This is a genomic window from Kineococcus sp. AC630 (assembly GCF_979255925.1).
Genome location: NZ_CEEDMJ010000001.1, coordinates 1 through 15,822 on the forward strand (window position 1 = coordinate 1; position 15,822 = coordinate 15,822).

Sequence of the window (15,822 nt, forward strand, 5' to 3'; positions counted from 1 at the left end):
GCGGGGGCCGAGGGGGCGAGGAGGGCGACGGTGGGTCCGGACCCGGAGACGATCCCGGCGAGCGCCCCGGCGCGACGGCCGACGGCGATCGTCGCGGCGAGACCGGGGGCCAGGGCGAAGGCGGCGTCCTGCAGGTCGTTGGACAGCGCCGCCCCGAGGGCGTCGGCGTCGCCGCTGCGCAGCGCCGTCTCGACGGCCTCGAGCCGGCCGGGGCGGGGTTCGTACCCGCTCGCGCGCTGCCGGTCGCACTCGGCGAAGACGGTGGGGGTGGACAACCCCTCCTCGCCGAGGACGAAGACCCAGGCGAAGGAGGCGTTCGTCAGGACGGGTGCGAGGTGTTCGCCCCGGCCGGTGCCGACGGCGGTGCGACCGTGCAGGCCGAAGGGGACGTCGGACCCGAGTTCGGCGCCTAGTTCGGCGAGCGCGTCGAGGCCGGAACGCAACCGCCACAGCGCGTCGCAGGCCACCAGGGCCGCGGCGGCGTCGGCGGAGCCGCCGGCCATGCCGCCGGCGACCGGGACCTCCTTGCGCACGTGCAGGTGGACCGCGTCGGTGACGCCGGCGCGCTCGGCCAGCAGTCGCGCGGCCCGCACCGCGAGGTTGGTGTCGTCCAGCGGCACGCCGCCGACGTCGGTGCCGCCCACACCCTCGACGGTGACGGTGAACTCCTCGGCGGGGGTGACGGTCACCTCCTCGTGCAGCGAGACGGCCTGGAAGACCGTCACGAGGTCGTGGAAGCCGTCGTCGCGTCGGGGGCCGACCTGCAGGAGCAGGTTGACCTTCGCGGGGGCACGCACGGTGACCGAGGGGAGCTCGGGGGGTGCGCTGCGGGGACTGCCGGACACGAGGTCCGACCCTACGGTGTCCGGGACCGCTCCCCCGCCGCGACGGTGCCCTCAGCCCACGCGGTGCGCGGCGATCCGGGCGAAGTCCTCCACGCGGAGCTGCTCGCCCCGCACGGACGGCTCGATCCCCGCCGCCCGCAGCGCCTCCTCGGCCAGCGCGGGCGATCCGGCCCAGCCGGCGAGCGCCGCGCGCAAGGTCTTGCGGCGCTGGGCGAAGGCGGCGTCGACGACGGCGAAGACCTCTTCGCGGGTGGCGGTCGTCTCCGGGGCGGGGCGCGCGGTGAAGGCGACGAGGCCGGAGTCGACGCGGGGCACGGGCCAGAACACCGGCGGGGGGACGGACCCGGCGCGCCGGGCCTCGGCGTACCAGGCCGTCTTGACGCTGGGCACGCCGTAGGTGCGGCTGCCGGGGGGTGCGACGAGCCGGTCGGCGACCTCGGACTGGACCATGACGAGGCCGCTGCGCAGGCTCGGGAAGCGCGCGAGCACCGTCAGCAGGACGGGGACGGCGACGTTGTAGGGCAGGTTCGCGACGAGGGCGGTGGGCGCGGGGCCGGGCAGTTCCTCGACCTGGAGCGCGTCGGCGAGGACGACCTCGAACTCGGCGCCCGCGCGGCCGCGGGCCGCGACGGTGGCCGGGAGTTCGGCGGCGAGCACCGGGTCGATCTCGACGGCGACGACGCGGTCGACGGCCTCGAGCAGGGCGAGGGTCAGCGAACCGAGCCCCGGACCGACCTCCACGACGACGTCCTCGGACCTCAGGTCCGCGACCCGCACGATCTTGCGGACGGTGTTGGCGTCGACGACGAAGTTCTGACCGAGGGTCTTCGTCGGACGGATGTCGAGCTTGTCGGCCAGGTCGCGAACGTCCCTGGCCGACAAGAGGGAACTCAGAGGTTCTTGCCGCACACGGGCCATTGTCCGGCACCGGCGCGCTGGTAGAGCAGCTTGGCGCGGTAGGTCTGCTCGCCGGCGGACGCCTGGCTCGGCAGCCCGCTGCCGCCGACGGCCTTCCAGGTGGAGACGCTGAACTGGTAGAGGCCGTGGTACTTGCCGTTGCTGGAGACGATCGAGGGGTTCCCGCCCGACTCGCAGCGGGCCAGCGCGCCCCAGTTGAGGCCGTCGGCGCTGCCGCCCACGGATCCGCCACCGCCCGAGGAGCTGGAAGAGCTGGGGGCCGCGGCCGGCGCGGCGACCGGGACGGGCTTGGGCTTGGCCTTCGTCCCGACCTGCACGACCTCCTCGACGGGCGCGGCGTCGACGACCTCACCGGTCACGTCGTGCTGGCTGCGGACGCCGTCGCGGAAGACGTCGGCGTAGCTGACGGTCTTGGACCCGTCGACGCCGGGCGTGACGACCTTCTTCTCGCCCGTGAAGAGGGCGTCGGTGTTCTCGGTGCGGCTGCCGTGGGCGATGGCCACGGTCTCGGTGCTGGCGGAGCGGTCGACGCGGACGACGGTGACGACCATGCCGGCGCTCAGCGCGTCGGCCCCGGCGTTGGACATCTCGTCGCCCGGGCGCATCGTGACGCCGGCCTCGGCGAGCAGGCCGTTGACGTCGGCGGCGGTGCTGGTGAGGTTCTTCGTCTGGCCGTCGGCGAGGACGGTCACGGCCTTGGGGGTGGTGACGTCGAGGGCGAGGCCCGCACGGCCCAGCGGTTCGGAGCGGGAGGCGGAGAGCTTGGCCCCGTCGGCACGGACGTCGAGGTCGGACAGCGCCGCGTCGACGGTCTGCGCGGTGGTCCAGTAGGTCTTGGTCGCACCGTCGACGGTGAGGGTCAGCTGGCGGCCGTAGCGGACCACGATGGTCTGGCCGTCGGAGACGTCGGTGGTCGCGGCGGGGGCGACGAGGTCGTGCTCCCCGACGGTGATGCCCTGCTTCTCGAGCACGTCGGCGACGGTGCCGCCGAAGGCGCTCGCCTGCGTCCGCTGTCCGTCGGCGTCGATGACGACGTCCTTGTCGAAGGCCGTGAAGGCCACGGTGCCACCGACCACGGCGGCGAGGCAGGTGCCTCCCGCGGCGATGCGCACGGTTCGGGAGGAGCGGCGGACCGCGGAGGCGAGGGGGAACGGCACGAGGGATCCTTCGACGATGTGCCCGGGCACGAGTTCCCGGACGCAGGCTCGCGCGGAGGGACCCCCGTCCCCACGTCGAACCGTTCGGTCCGGCCACCTCGATCCGGCCGACAGGAGCGGACCGTAACCGCTCCGAGACCTTCTCGACAAGTCCCCGTGACCGCTTGAGCCGCCGGAACCCCTTCGGCCCCCTCACCAGGGGCCGTAGACCGCCTCCGTCGTGGCGGTGATCGCGGCGCACAGCTCGTCGAGGTCGCAGTCCAGCGTCGCGGCCATCGACCGGACCGTCAGCGGCACCAGGTAGCCGGCGTTGGGCCGGCCGCGGTGGGGCGTCGGGGTCAGGTACGGGGCGTCGGTCTCGACCATGATCCGGTCCCGCGGGGCGGCCCGCAGGGCCTCCCGCAACGGGTCGGCGTTCTTGAACGTGACCGTCCCCGCGAACGACAGGTAGTACCCGGCGTCGCCGCAGACCCGCGCCATCGCGGCGTCCCCGGAGAAGCAGTGGAACACCGTCCTCTCCGGGGCACCCTCCTCGCGCAGGACGCGCAGGAGGTCGTCGTGGGCGTCGCGGTCGTGGATCTGCAGCGCGAGGCCGAGTTCCTTGGCAAGGCGGATGTGGGCGCGGAAGGCCTCCTCCTGGACCTCGACGCCCTCGGGACCCGTGCGGAAGTGGTCCAGGCCCGTCTCGCCGATGACGCGGACGCGCGGGTGCGCGGCGAGGGTGCGGATCTCCTCGAGGGCGGCCTCGTACTGCCCTGCAGCCACGAGGCCGGGGATCTCGTTGGGGTGCAACGCGATCCCCCCGAGCAGCTCCGGATGGCGGTCGAGGGCCGCCACCGTCCAGCGCGCGGCGGGGAGGTCGCAGCCGATCTGGACGCTGCGCGGCACCCCGGCCGCGGCGGCGGCGGACAACAGCACCGCGACGTCCTCGGGGGTCTCCGAGTCCAGGTGGGTGTGGTTGTCGACCACCGCGACGGCGAGCGGTTGCGGCGCGGGCGGGCGTTCGCCCCTCACTTCTGCAACCGGGCCAGTTCCTCCTCGACGACGGCCGCGACGTCGAGCTTGGTGAAGACCGGCGTCGGGGTGGCCACCGGCGTCCCGGGGACGACCGGGTGGGAGGCCCACTCGGGCAGCGTCTCCCCGCGGCGGTAGTCGCCCGTGAGGATCGGGTAGTCGCGGCCGTCGTCGAGGTCGGTGACCTCGCGCAGCTCCGGCATCGGCGAGACGGTGCCGGTACCGCCGAAGGCCTCGTGCACCTTCTGCGCCGAGTGCGGCAGGAAGGGCGAGAGCAGCGTCCGGCAGTCGGAGACGGCCTGCGCCGTGACGTGCAGCACCGACTTCATCCGCTCGGGGTCGGAGTTCTTGATCTTCCAGGGTTCCTGCTCGGTGAGGTACTTGTTGACCTCGCCGACGACGCGCATGGCCTCGCCGATCCCGGCGCGCTGGCGGTGGTGGGAGATGAGGTCTCCGACCGTCCCGAACCCGGCGCGGGTGGTGGTGAGCAGGTTGCGGTCGGCGTCGGTGAGCTCACCGGCGGCGGGGATCTCGCCCACGTTCTTGGCGATGAGGGACGCCGTCCGGTTGACCAGGTTGCCCCAGCCGGCGACGAGCTCGGAGTTCGTCCGGGTGGCGAACTCCTGCCAGGTGAAGTCGGAGTCGTTGTTCTCCGGGCCGGCCGCGGAGATGAAGTAGCGCAACGCGTCCGGCTGGTAGCGGGCCAGCACGTCGCGGACGTAGATGACGACCCCCCGGCTGGAGGAGAACTGCTTGCCCTCCATCGTGAGGAACTCGCTCGCCACGACCTCGGTGGGCAGGTTGAGGTTCCCGAACCTGCCCGGGGCCCCGCCCTTCGCCCCACGCCCGTCGTAGGCCAGCAGCTCGGCCGGCCAGATCTGGGAGTGGAAGGTGATGTTGTCCTTGCCCATGAAGTAGTACGACTCCGCGGACGGGTCGGTCCACCAGGCCTTCCACGCGTCCGGGTCGCCGCTGCGCCGGGCCCACTCCACCGAGGCGGACAGGTAGCCGATGACGGCGTCGAACCACACGTAGAGCCGCTTGGCGGGGTTGTCCTCCCAGCCCTCGAGCGGGATCGGGATGCCCCAGTCGATGTCGCGGGTCATGGCCCGGGGCTTCATGTCCGCGAGCAGGTTCTGCGAGAACTTCAGGACGTTGGGGCGCCAGCGCCCCGTGTCGGCGCGCGTCTGCAACCACGAGCCGAGGGCCTCGGCCAGCGCGGGCAGGTCGAGGTAGAAGTGCTCGGTCTCGATGAAGACGGGCGTCTCGCCGTTGATCCGGCTGCGCGGGTTCTTCAGCTCGATCGCGTCGAGCTGGTTGCCGCAGTTGTCGCACTGGTCGCCGCGGGCGCCGTCGTAGCCGCAGATCGGGCAGGTGCCCTCGACGTAGCGGTCGGGCAGGGTGCGCCCCGTGGACGGGGAGATGGCCCCCATGCCCTTCCGCGCGACCATGTAGCCGTTCTGGTGGACCGTGCGGAACATCTCCTGCACGACGGAGTAGTGGTTCGCGGTCGTGGTCCGGGTGAACAGGTCGTAGGACAGGCCGAGGCCGTGCAGGTCCTCGGCGATGACGCGGTTGTAGCGGTCGGCGAGCTGCTGCGGGGTCACGCCCTCCTGCTCGGCCTGGACGAGGATCGGCGTCCCGTGCTCGTCGGTGCCCGACACCATGAGGACGTCGTGACCCGCCATCCGCATGTAGCGGCTGAACACGTCGGAGGGGACGCCGAAGCCGGCGACGTGGCCGATGTGCCGGGGCCCGTTGGCGTAGGGCCAGGCCACCGCGGAGAGGACGTGGGTCATGGTCAGGAGTCTAGGCGGGCGGGACGAGCGGGGCGGGCGACCTCCTCCGCGTCGGCAGGGCGAAGAGCCAGCCGGCCCCGACCCGCTGCGCCAGCGTCTGTGCCGCCAGGCAGCACCACACGATCGCGAGGGTCAGCACGAGCGGGTACACCAGCACCAGCAGCAGCTGCGCCGGGTGCGGCAACGCCCCGAACGGGGGTTCGGTAACGGCAGCCAGCGGTCGCTGCACCACGATGAGGACGAGTCCGTGCAGGGCGTAGACCGGCAGGGTCCGTCGCCCCAGCCGCAGCAGCGGGGACGCCGCCCGCGGGAACCACGTGACGAACAGGACGGCCAGCAGCATCCCGGCGACCACGGCCCCCGCCCGGGTGGGGATCTCCAGCACCGCGGCCGGCACCCGCGGGAGGTCCAGGACCCGGACGGCGCCGAGCACCGCCACGAGGACGACGACGACCCCGACGAGGGCCACCGGCCGGGGACGTCGCGACAGCCGCCGGACCTGCTCGGGGAACCGCGCCCCCGCCAGGAACCAGACGAGGTTCTCCAGGACGGAGTGGGTGTCGCCCGCCCCGGGCAGGACGCCGGAGAAGGAGGCGACGGCCAGCGCCGCGGCCAGCGCGACGGGGACGGGCGCCGGCCACGACCGGGTGGCCCGCGCGAGCACGAAGTACACGGCGAGGGCGTAGAGGTACCAGAGTCCCGTCGAGGCGGTCAGCGCCGCACCCGGCAGACCGGAGGCGTGCTCGGGGGCCGTGAAGGTCGGGATCCCGACCGCGAGCGCGACCCCGAAGCCCACCAGCATCCACAGGACGTGCAGGTAGAGGTTCTGCACGACCCGGCCCCGGACCGACGCGCGCCAGGGCCGCGTCAGCGCCCGGGCGGCGAAGAACCCCGACACCGCGAAGAACAGCGGCATGCGCACGGGTCGCAGGACGACGTCGAGGAGGTCCCAGAGCGGCGGTGCGCCGGCCGCCGCGTACCAGCGCGACTCCTCCACGTGCAGGTACGTCACGTGCCCCAGGACGACCAGCAGGATGCAGACGGCCTTCGCGGCGTCGGGCCAGGCCACGCGCGGTGGCGGTGCAGCGACCAGGGACCTCACGGCCCGTTCCGCCGCGGCGTCGTACGCCACGGTTCCCCCTCCACGACAGTTCGGTGGGCACACGGTATCGGCCGGTGGCGGGGCCGGGGACTCGCATCACCCGTCGGCGCGCGCACTTCGTACAGGCGTCGTACGGTCAGCCGGTGAGCGAAACCCCCGACCCCACCCAGAACGCCGAGAAGGACCCCGAGACCTGGGTCACCGGCGACGAGCCCATGACCGGCCCGCAGAAGAGCTACCTGCAGACCCTGGCCCGCGAAGCCGGACGTGAGGTCCCCGAGGACCTCGACAAGGCCCGCGCCTCCGAGATGATCGACGAACTGCAGCAGGAGACCGGCCGCGGGAACTCCTGAACGGCTAGCCTCGCGGGCGTGGACAGCCGCCTGGTGAACGTGGTCGTGGACGCCCTCGATCCCGGCCACCTCTCCCGCTGGTGGGCGCAGGCCCTCTCGTGGCGCGTCGGGTACTCCGACGCGGACGAGATCGACGTCGTCCCGCCGGCGGGCGAACCCGGGCTGGAACTCGTGTTCCTGCACGTGCAGGACGGGAAGGTCGGCCCCAACCGCGTGCACCTCGACCTGGACACCTCCTCGACCGCCGAACAGCGGGAGACCGTGGAGTTCCTGCTCGACCTCGGAGCCCGTCGCGCGGACGTGGGCCAGGGGGACGTTCCCTGGGTGGTCCTGGCCGACCCCGAGGGGAACGAGTTCTGCGTCCTCGACCCGAGGCCGGAGTACGACGGGACCGGCACCGTCGCCGCCGTCGTCTGCCAGGCCCGCGACCCGCAGGGCCTCGCCGACTTCTGGGCACCCGTCGCCGGTTTCAGCGTGGTCCGTTCCAGCCCGCAGGTGTCCGCGCTGCGTGCGGGGAACGGCGGCCCGTTCCTGGAGTTCGTCTCCTCCCCCACCCCGCACACGGTGAAGAACCGTTGGCACCTCGACGTCCGTGCCACCCGGACCGGCCCCGGCCGGGAACGCGTCATCGCCGACGCCCTCGCGGCCGGGGCCCGCCACGCCGACGTCGGTCAGGGCGACGGTGCCGGCTGGACCGTCCTGGCCGATCCCGAGGGCAACGAGTTCTGCGTCCTGAGCGGTTCGCTCGACTAGGGCGTGTCCGATGGGTCAGCGCCGCCGGTACTGCGTCGACGGCGGCGGGTTCACGTCGGCCGGACAGCGCAGTCGGTGGGGAAGGTAGACGTCCCCTCCAACAGCACAGCGGTCGTCCCGTTGTCGTCACGGTGTCGCTCCGCGGGCCGCCCGTGCAGGCGCACGGTGGTCCTGGTACGAACTCCTGGCGGTGATCGAGCCCGTCCGGGCACGCCTTCGAGGCACACTCGCGCTGTGGAACGTCACGACTTCGGTGCAGCTGTGCGCCATCTCCGAGAGAGCACGGACCCCGCAGCCGTCGGACTGCCCGTGGGCGGACGACGAGTCCCCGGTCTGCGGCGGGAAGAGCTCGGTGAGCTGGCAGGCCTGTCGGCGGACTACGTGCGCCGGCTGGAACAGGGACGGAGCCATCCCTCAGCCGGGGTGGTGAAAGCGATCGCCCGTGCGCTGAGCGCCGGGCGGGCAGACTACGAGCGGCTCTCGGCGCTGGCCGGGTACGCCGCCGCGGACGGGCAGGTGCCGACCGATCTCGGCCCCGGAGGGACACGGTTGCTGGAGCGGTTCTCCGACACCCCGATGATCGTCACCGATGCGGCGATGAACCTGGTCGCGGTCAACGGCGCCTTCTTCGCGTTGGAGCACTGGAACCGCATCGGGGAGCGGTGGGAGTGGAACGTGGCGTGGCGGCACTTCTGCAGTCCGTTCGGTGCCTTCCAGCAGTCCGCGGCCGACGCGGCCAGTCACGAGGCGGTCCTGGTGGCCCAGCTGAGATCCGCACTGCTGCGCTATCCCGCCGATGCGTCGCTCGCCGCTCTGGTGGAGGAGTTGCGCAGTCGGAGCCGGCGCTTCGACACGCTGTGGCGGGCACCGCGACCGTTGACGGCCTACGAGAGCAGCGCGACGATCACCCAGTCCGACGGGGACTCCCTCACCCTCGTCGGGAACCTCATCGCCATCCCCGGCGACGACCTGGCTGCCGTCATGCTGACTGCGGCGCCGGGTTCGCGCGATGCGGCCCGGTTGGTGGAGGTGGTCGGTGCAGCCGATGGACGGGCGGTCATCAAGGTGGGCCGATCCGGCCCAGGCTGATCCGGCCGGGACCTGCGACGTTGGATCGGCAAGCACAGCGACGGCTCACCCAGCGAAAGCAGGTCCAGCGATGAAGGCAGTGCGTTTCCACGAGGTCGGCGGTCCAGAGGTTCTGCGCTACGAAGACGTCGCCGTACCCGTCCCTGTAGCCGGGCAGGTCCGGGTACGGGTGGCGGCCTCGGCGTTCAACGCCGCCGACAACGGCATGCGCGCCGGATTCCTGCCCATCCCGGTCGAGCTGCCGCACGTGCCCGGCTACGACGTCTCCGGCACCGTCGACGCGCTCGGCGACGGCGTGGCCGCGGTCGTCGGCGAGGGTGGCCTGCAGGTGGGTGACGCGGTCATCGGGTTCCTGCCGATGGAGCGGGACGGCGGCGCGGCGGAGTACGTGGTCGCCCCGGCGGACGCCCTGGTGCTGGCTCCCACGAAGGTCCCGCTGGCCGACGCGGCAGCTCTGCCGTCGGTGGCGCTGACGGCCTGGCAGGCGCTGTTCGACCTCGGCGAACTGACCACCGGGCAACGGATCCTGATCAACGGCGCCGGAGGAGTGGTCGGCAAGTACGCCGTCGCCCTGGCCAAGCGGGCCGGCGTGCACGTCGTGGCCACCGCCAGCCCGCGCAGCCGCGACGCCGTCCGCGCCGCCGGCGCGGACCAGATCATCGACCACACCACCACCGACGTGCTGGGCGCGGTCGAGGAGCAGGTGGACGTGCTGCTCAACCTCGCCCCCATCGACCCCGATCGGTTCGCCGAGCTGGTGGCCCTGGTCCGTGACGGCGGCAAGGTCGTCAGTACCACTGCGTTCATGGCCACCCCCGGTGACGAGGCCCGCGGCGTCAGCGCGGCCACCGTGTTCGTGCTGCCCAACCGAGACCGCCTGGCCGAACTGGCATCCCTCGTCGACAGCGGGGACCTGGAGATCGAGGTCACCCGCCGCATCCGACTGGCAGAGTTGCCCGCGTTGCACGCCGAGGCCGCCGCCGGTCGCATCACCGGCAAGGTCGTCGTCGAACCTGCGTGACGCCCGCGCGCGGCCTGCGGGCAGCGCCGGCCATCGTCGTCGTGTTGCCGTCGTGTTGCCGTCGCCACCGACCGAGGTCCTGCTGGTGCGGCTCCGAGACGACCTGCTCCACCCGACAGACGTCCTCCTGATCACGATCGGCGACCCAGAGAACGGAGACAGCCATGAGCATGGCCTACCTCGCACGACCCGAGCAGCACCAGCAGCTGGAGTGGCTGGGCGGTAGCACCCTGTCCATCCTGCTCGACGGTGCAGCCACCGATGGCCGGCTCATGGTCGGGCGCTTCGACGTCAGCAGGGGGGAGGCACCGCCGTACCACGTGCACAGCAACGAGGACGAGGTGTTCATGCTGATCAAGGGGTCCGCGCTGGTCTGGGCCGACGACCAGGAGAGTGAGCTGACCGAGGGCGGCATCGTCTTCCTGCCTCGACAGGTGCCGCACTCCTACCGCATCACGTCCGAGAAGGCCGATCTGCTGATCATCACCACACCGGCCGGCCTCGAGGGGATGTTCCGCGAGACCGGACGCGACAGGTCCACCCCACGACCCCCCGACTTCGCGGTCACCCCGCAACCGGCGGTGGCCGAGAAGTACGGCAACACGATCCTGGGCCCGCCCCGCTGACCCAGGCGTTGGCGTTCCCCGCTCAGCAGGTGGTGGACCAGGGCGAGGACCACCTCGTCGGCGTCGTCCTGGATGGCCCGTACCTGCTGGACGGCTGGCTCGGTGGCGCGGGCGGGTCTTCGACCTCACCGGCCACGACGGCGAAGCCCTTGCCGGTCACCCCTAGGGGATCACCAGGAGCTTGCCCGTGGTGCGGCGCGCTTCGAGGTCCTCGTGGGCCCGGCGGGCGTCGACCAGGGGGTAGGTGTGCCCGATCCGCACGTCGAGGTCCCCGGCCGCGATCCAGCCGAAGACCTCCTCGGTCCGCGACACCAGCTCCGCCCGGTCCCGGGTGTAGGAACCCAGCGTCGGACGGGTCAGGAACAGCGATCCCCCGGTGTTGAGCCGTTGGACGTCGAAGGGCGGGACCTGACCGCTCGAACCACCGAAGAGCACCATCAACCCCCTGGGGCGCAGGGCGTCCAGACTCGCGTCGAAGGTGTCCCTGCCCACGCTGTCGTAGACGACGTCGACCCCGCGCCCGCCGGTCAGTTCGCGGGCCCGCGCGCTCGCCCCGTCGTAGCCGACGACGTCGTCCGCACCCGCCGCGCGCGACAACTCGGCCTTCTCCGGGGTCGACACCGTGGTGAGGACGTTCGCCCCGCGCAGCTTCAGCATCTGCGTCAGCAGCAACCCCACCCCGCCGGCCCCGGCGTGCAGCAACGCCCAGGTGCCCTCGGTGACGGCGAAGGTGTCGGTGCAGAGGTAGTGCGCGGTCAGGCCCTGGAGCATCACCGCGGCCGCCGTGGCGGCCTCGACCCCCTCGGGCACCGGGACGAGTTCCTCCTGGGCCACGAGGACCTGTTCCGCATAGCTCCCGGGCGCCTCCTTCCAGGCGACGAGCTGCCCGACGGTGAACCCCTCGACCCCCGGGCCGAGCCGGGCCACCCGCCCCGCGCCCTCGCTGCCGAGCACCGTCGGCAGCTGCAGCGGGTACACCCCGCTCCGGCGGTAGGTGTCGATGAAGTTCACACCCGCCGCCTCCACGTCGACGAGGACCTGGCCGGACCCGGGTTCCGGGGTGGTCAGCTCGGTGACGGTGAGGACCTCGGGTCCCCCGGTCCGTTCGATCTGCACGGCTCGCACGGGCCGATGCTGCCACCCCGCCCCGGTGGCGGCACGGCGGCCGTCAGCCGCCGGAACTCTCCCGGACCACGAGCCGGCCGGTCACCGTGAGCAGCCGTTCCGGGCCGTCGTGCCCGGCGAGGCGGTCGGCCAGCAGGCCCATGGCCAGGTCGGCCATCTCGGACCGGTCCAGCGTGATCGTGGTCAGGGTGGGCGCGCTGTAGCGGGCCTGCTCGACGTCGTCGACCCCCATGACGGCGACGTCCTGCGGCACCCTCAGCCCCAGCCCGCGCAGCGCGTGCATCGCGCCGAAGGCCAGCAGGTCGTTGGCCGCGAAGATCGCGTCCACGTCGGGGCGGGCGGCCATCAGCGCCAGGGTCCCCTCGTAGCCGTACACGCGGTCCCACTCGGGCAGCGGCCACAGCAGCGACGGGTCGAACTTCAGCTTCGCCCGGCGCAGGGCCCTGCGGTAGCCCTCGATGCGCTGGGCCACCACCGGTGGACGCGTCGACGTCTGGAGCTTGTCCCCGAGGAAGGCGATGGTGTGGCGGCCGACCTCGGTCAGGTGGCGGACGGCGATGTCCCCCAGGTCGACGGAGTCGATGGTGACGCGGTCGTAGCCCGACCCCTCGCCGTGCTCGCCGATCAGCACGGCCGGCGTCGAGTCGCGTCGCTGCGCCAGCTCCCCCCCGGGCATGGTCAACGGGACGAAGACCAGGCCGTCGACCAGGCGCACGGGGAAGCCGTTCGCGACCTCGCGCTCGCGTTCGAGGTCCCCGTCGGTCTGCTCCACGAGCAGCGTGATCCCGCGGGCCCGGGCCGCGGTCACCAGGGCGGAGGTCAGCTCGCCGTAGTAGGGACTCGTCACGTTGGGCAGCGCGAGCGCGACCAGTCCCGTCCGGCCCTGCCGCAGTTGACGCCCGATCCCGTTGGGGCGGTAGTCGAGCCGCTCGATGACGACCTTGACGCGCTCGCGCATCTCCGGCCGCACGTGCGGGTGGTCGTTGACGACGTTGGACACCGTCTTGATGGACACGCCGGCCGCCTCGGCCACGTCCCGCAGCGTCGTGGGTCGCGAACCGTTTCGGGGAGGCACCGGCGCATTCTTGCACCGAGCACCTTGACGGCGCTGCAGCTTTCGCGTTGACTGCCTTCCAACGTTGCAATCGTGCTGACCGACCCTTCACACCGCCGTGGCCATCACACAGTCGTGACCGTCAAAACAGGAGACCAACCGTGCGCACCGCTCGTCTCGCCCTCGACCCCGCCTTCACCGTGGGTCCCGTCCCGCGGAGGCTGTTCGGCTCGTTCGTCGAGCACATGGGCCGCTGCGTCTACACCGGCATCTTCGAACCCGACCACCCGAGCGCGGACGAGGACGGCCTGCGGACCGACGTGCTCGAACTCACCAAGGAGATCGGCCCGACCGTCGTCCGCTACCCCGGCGGGAACTTCGTCTCCGGTTTCGACTGGGAGGACTCCGTCGGCCCCCGCGAGGACCGCCCGCGCCGCATCGACCGCGCCTGGCGTTCCGTCGAGACCAACCAGTTCGGTCTCGCCGAGTTCGACGCCTGGGCCCGCAAGGTCGAGACCGAGACGATGATGGCCGTGAACCTCGGCACCCGGGGGCTGCAGGAGGCCTGCGACCTGCTGGAGTACGCGAACCTGAACTCCGGGACGAAGTTCGCGGACCTGCGCAAGGCGCACGGCAGCAAGGACCCGTTCGACATCAAGCTCTGGTGCCTCGGCAACGAGCTCGACGGCCCCTGGCAGACCGGCCACAAGACGGCCGCGGAGTACGGCCGGCTCGCCGCCGAGACCGGCATGGCGATGCGCTCGATCGACCCCGACATCGAACTCGTCGCCGTCGGTTCCTCGAGCCGCTCGATGCCGACGTTCGGCGAGTGGGAGCAGACCGTCCTGGAACTCTCCTACCACGCGGTCGACTACGTCTCGCTGCACGCCTACTACCAGGAGCACGACGGCGACGCCGCCAGCTTCCTGGCCTCCGCGGTCGACATGGACCTCTTCATCGACCAGGTCGTCGCGACGGCGGACGCGGTGCGCGCCAAGGGCAAGCACTCCAAGCGCATCAACCTGAGCTTCGACGAGTGGAACGTCTGGTACCAGTCGAAGCCCCACCACGCCGAGGGTGTCGAACCCTGGGACGTCGCCCCGCGCGTCATCGAGGACGAGTACTCGATCACCGACGCCGTCGTCGTCGGAACCCTGCTGAACTCCCTGCTCCGCCACTCCGACCGCGTCCACATCGGCGCGCAGGCGCAGCTCGTGAACGTCATCGGCCTGCTGCGCAGCGAACCCGGCAAGGAGGCGTGGAAGCAGTCCATCGCCCACCCCTTCGAGCAGATGCGCCGCCTCGCGACGGGCAACGTCCTGCAGGTCGTCACGACCAGCGACAAGTACGAGACGGACCAGTTCGGCGACGTCGACGTCGTGGACGCCGCGGCGACCTACGACGACGAGTTCCTCACGCTGTTCCTGGCCAACCGCGACCAGACCGAACCGGCCTCCGTCGAGGTCCCGCTGCGGGGGTTCGACGTGGACCGCCTCGTGTCGGCCAAGGTCCTCGCGGCCACCGAGGGGCAGGACCGCCACACCACCAACCTCGAGGGCGACCACCAGGCCGTCGGTCTGCGCACCCTCGACGAGGTCACCGTGACCGCCGAGCAGGCGACGATCGTGCTGCCTCCGCTGTCCTGGGCCGTCGTCCAGCTCCGCAAGGGCTGACCTACAGCTCGTCCAACCGCAGGCGCAGCAGCTCGGCGAGTTCCACGGACTCGCCGTCACGTGCGCCGCGACCGACCTGCAGGGGCGGTTCCGAGGGACTGATCACGACCCCCCGGAACCGCCCGGTCAGGCTCGGCGCCACGTCGAGGACGTAGTACTCCCCCGCGGTCCCGACCGCGAGGGAACCGTTGGCGCGCAGGTACCACCCCACGAGGTCGGTCCGGTACCGCGCCGAGCCGGCGCGGGCCCGCAGCGCCTCCGGTGCGATCCCCCGGCGGCGCAGCTCGCCGACGAAGTCGCGCAGCAGCTCCTGCGCCCGGACGGTCTCGGCCGCCCGGGTGCGCTCCCACCACTCCGCCGTCACCCGGCCACTACAGCAGCAGGTCCGCGGGCCGGCCAACGGGGCGCCAGAGCGGGACCTCGCCCTCGGCGCTGGAGACCGGGACCAGCCCCGGCATCCGGTCCGCCGCGACGAGCGGCCCGAAGTCGAGGCGGGTGAGGTCGGTGACGTCCGCGACGGGGACCTGGAACGTCCGGAACCCGCCCAGTTCGGGGACCTCCCGGGAACGCGGCGACCCGACGATCTCCTCCACCAGCGGGGTCTGGTCGAGGACGAAACCGGCGCTGGCGAGCACCGACACCTCCTCGGAGGGGTCGAGGTCGAGGGGTTGCGGCAGCAGGTACGCCGCGATCTTGTAGAAGCGACGCGGGATCCGCACGCCGCGGTACTCGGGGTCGTCGTCCGCGAACACCGGTCCGCTCACCACGACGAGGCGCTGGTCCCACCGCCTGGCGTAGGCCAGGACGTGGTCCTCCAGCCCGAGCCACAGCTCCAGCGACTGGTTGAACGTCGAGGCCTGCGGGGCCGCGTTGGCGTAGGAGAACGTGTCGGCGTTGGCCCGCACCGCCTCCGCCCCCCAGCCGGGGTCGCGGCGGCGCACCAGGTGCCCGCGGTCGAAGTCGTTGCGCGCGTAGAGCTCGGCGCCCGCCTGGTCGTCGGGGCCCAGCCGCGGGTCGAGGAACCACTGGTCCCCCGACCGTTCGACGTCCACCAGGGAGGCGCCGTCGACGGCGACGACCGTCGCGGCGGCGAGGCGCCGGTCCGGCCGCTGCACGATGGAGAAGTGCGTGTACGGCAGGACGACGACCTCGGCCCCGTCGAGGGGTTCGGGCATCGGGATCAGCGGACCCGGCGCCAGGAACCGGGGGTCGAACCCCGCCCGGCCGAGAAGTTGCAGTCCCTGCGCCGTCTGCGTCTCGCTCATCCTCCGAGGGTGCACCCGACCTCCGACA

16 protein-coding genes are annotated in these 15,822 nt (G+C 72.3%); 6 read left to right on the top strand and 10 right to left on the bottom strand.

Features of this window, described 5'->3' with window-relative positions; genetic code table 11:
- The 6 genes from AC0I8G_RS00005 to AC0I8G_RS00030 all read right to left on the bottom strand — a co-directional run.
- Nucleotides 1-845: 4-(cytidine 5'-diphospho)-2-C-methyl-D-erythritol kinase (locus AC0I8G_RS00005; RefSeq protein WP_471728127.1), on the bottom strand; the 845-nt coding region annotated here is incomplete at its 3' end.
- Between the two features lie 51 nt (nucleotides 846-896).
- Nucleotides 897-1,763, bottom strand: coding sequence for a 16S rRNA (adenine(1518)-N(6)/adenine(1519)-N(6))-dimethyltransferase RsmA (gene rsmA, locus AC0I8G_RS00010; protein ID WP_471728128.1), 867 nt, complete (start codon nucleotides 1,761-1,763; stop codon nucleotides 897-899).
- On the bottom strand, nucleotides 1,736-2,920 hold the full coding sequence (locus AC0I8G_RS00015; RefSeq protein ID WP_471728129.1) for a ubiquitin-like domain-containing protein: 1,185 nt from the start codon (nucleotides 2,918-2,920) through the stop codon (nucleotides 1,736-1,738). The genes rsmA and AC0I8G_RS00015 overlap by 28 nt, the downstream gene beginning before the upstream one ends.
- Nucleotides 2,921-3,112: 192 nt before the next feature.
- Nucleotides 3,113-3,934: a TatD family hydrolase gene (locus tag AC0I8G_RS00020; protein WP_471728130.1), complete on the bottom strand. Its 822-nt coding sequence runs from the start codon at nucleotides 3,932-3,934 to the stop codon at nucleotides 3,113-3,115.
- On the bottom strand, nucleotides 3,931-5,733 hold the full coding sequence (metG, locus tag AC0I8G_RS00025; protein WP_471728131.1) for a methionine--tRNA ligase: 1,803 nt from the start codon (nucleotides 5,731-5,733) through the stop codon (nucleotides 3,931-3,933). Before metG ends, AC0I8G_RS00020 begins: the two co-directional genes overlap by 4 nt.
- A 10-nt stretch (nucleotides 5,734-5,743) precedes the next feature.
- On the bottom strand, nucleotides 5,744-6,865 hold the full coding sequence (locus AC0I8G_RS00030; protein ID WP_471728132.1) for an acyltransferase family protein: 1,122 nt from the start codon (nucleotides 6,863-6,865) through the stop codon (nucleotides 5,744-5,746).
- 113 nt (nucleotides 6,866-6,978) lie between these two features.
- On the opposite strand from AC0I8G_RS00030, the gene AC0I8G_RS00035 reads away from it, so the two are divergent.
- From AC0I8G_RS00035 to AC0I8G_RS00055, 5 genes are all read left to right on the top strand, one after another.
- Nucleotides 6,979-7,188, top strand: a complete 210-nt coding sequence (locus AC0I8G_RS00035) for a DUF3072 domain-containing protein (RefSeq protein WP_328292512.1) — start codon at nucleotides 6,979-6,981, stop codon at nucleotides 7,186-7,188.
- Nucleotides 7,189-7,206: 18 nt separating this feature from the next.
- A complete protein-coding gene (locus AC0I8G_RS00040; RefSeq protein ID WP_471728133.1) occupies nucleotides 7,207-7,941 on the top strand; it encodes a VOC family protein in 735 nt (244 codons plus the stop codon).
- Between the two features lie 234 nt (nucleotides 7,942-8,175).
- On the top strand, nucleotides 8,176-9,030 hold the full coding sequence (locus tag AC0I8G_RS00045; protein WP_471728134.1) for a helix-turn-helix domain-containing protein: 855 nt from the start codon (nucleotides 8,176-8,178) through the stop codon (nucleotides 9,028-9,030).
- 70 nt (nucleotides 9,031-9,100) lie between these two features.
- Nucleotides 9,101-10,051: an NADP-dependent oxidoreductase gene (locus AC0I8G_RS00050; RefSeq protein ID WP_471728135.1), complete on the top strand. Its 951-nt coding sequence runs from the start codon at nucleotides 9,101-9,103 to the stop codon at nucleotides 10,049-10,051.
- A gap of 164 nt (nucleotides 10,052-10,215) precedes the next feature.
- Nucleotides 10,216-10,677 carry a cupin domain-containing protein gene (locus AC0I8G_RS00055; RefSeq protein ID WP_471728136.1) on the top strand — a complete coding sequence of 154 codons (462 nt, stop codon included), beginning with the start codon at nucleotides 10,216-10,218 and terminating at the stop codon, nucleotides 10,675-10,677.
- A gap of 162 nt (nucleotides 10,678-10,839) precedes the next feature.
- Here AC0I8G_RS00055 and AC0I8G_RS00060 read toward each other — a convergent pair whose 3' ends face one another.
- Complete coding sequence (locus AC0I8G_RS00060; protein WP_471728137.1) at nucleotides 10,840-11,802, bottom strand: quinone oxidoreductase family protein; 963 nt, start codon at nucleotides 11,800-11,802, stop codon at nucleotides 10,840-10,842.
- 43 nt (nucleotides 11,803-11,845) lie between these two features.
- Nucleotides 11,846-12,877 carry a LacI family DNA-binding transcriptional regulator gene (locus AC0I8G_RS00065; protein WP_471728138.1) on the bottom strand — a complete coding sequence of 344 codons (1,032 nt, stop codon included), beginning with the start codon at nucleotides 12,875-12,877 and terminating at the stop codon, nucleotides 11,846-11,848.
- A gap of 140 nt (nucleotides 12,878-13,017) precedes the next feature.
- Here AC0I8G_RS00065 and arfA point away from each other — a divergent pair, with 140 nt between their 5' ends.
- Nucleotides 13,018-14,529, top strand: coding sequence for an arabinosylfuranosidase ArfA (gene arfA / locus AC0I8G_RS00070; RefSeq protein WP_471728139.1), 1,512 nt, complete (start codon nucleotides 13,018-13,020; stop codon nucleotides 14,527-14,529).
- A 1-nt stretch (nucleotide 14,530) separates the two neighbouring features.
- Here the strand turns inward: arfA and AC0I8G_RS00075 are convergent, their stop codons facing one another.
- Complete coding sequence (locus tag AC0I8G_RS00075) at nucleotides 14,531-14,893, bottom strand: hypothetical protein (protein WP_471728140.1); 363 nt, start codon at nucleotides 14,891-14,893, stop codon at nucleotides 14,531-14,533.
- Nucleotides 14,894-14,900: 7 nt separating this feature from the next.
- The gene (locus AC0I8G_RS00080) at nucleotides 14,901-15,794 is read right to left on the bottom strand and encodes a DNA/RNA non-specific endonuclease (protein ID WP_471728141.1); all 894 of its coding nucleotides are present in this window, start codon (nucleotides 15,792-15,794) and stop codon (nucleotides 14,901-14,903) included.
- Between the last annotated feature and the right edge of the window lie 28 nt (nucleotides 15,795-15,822).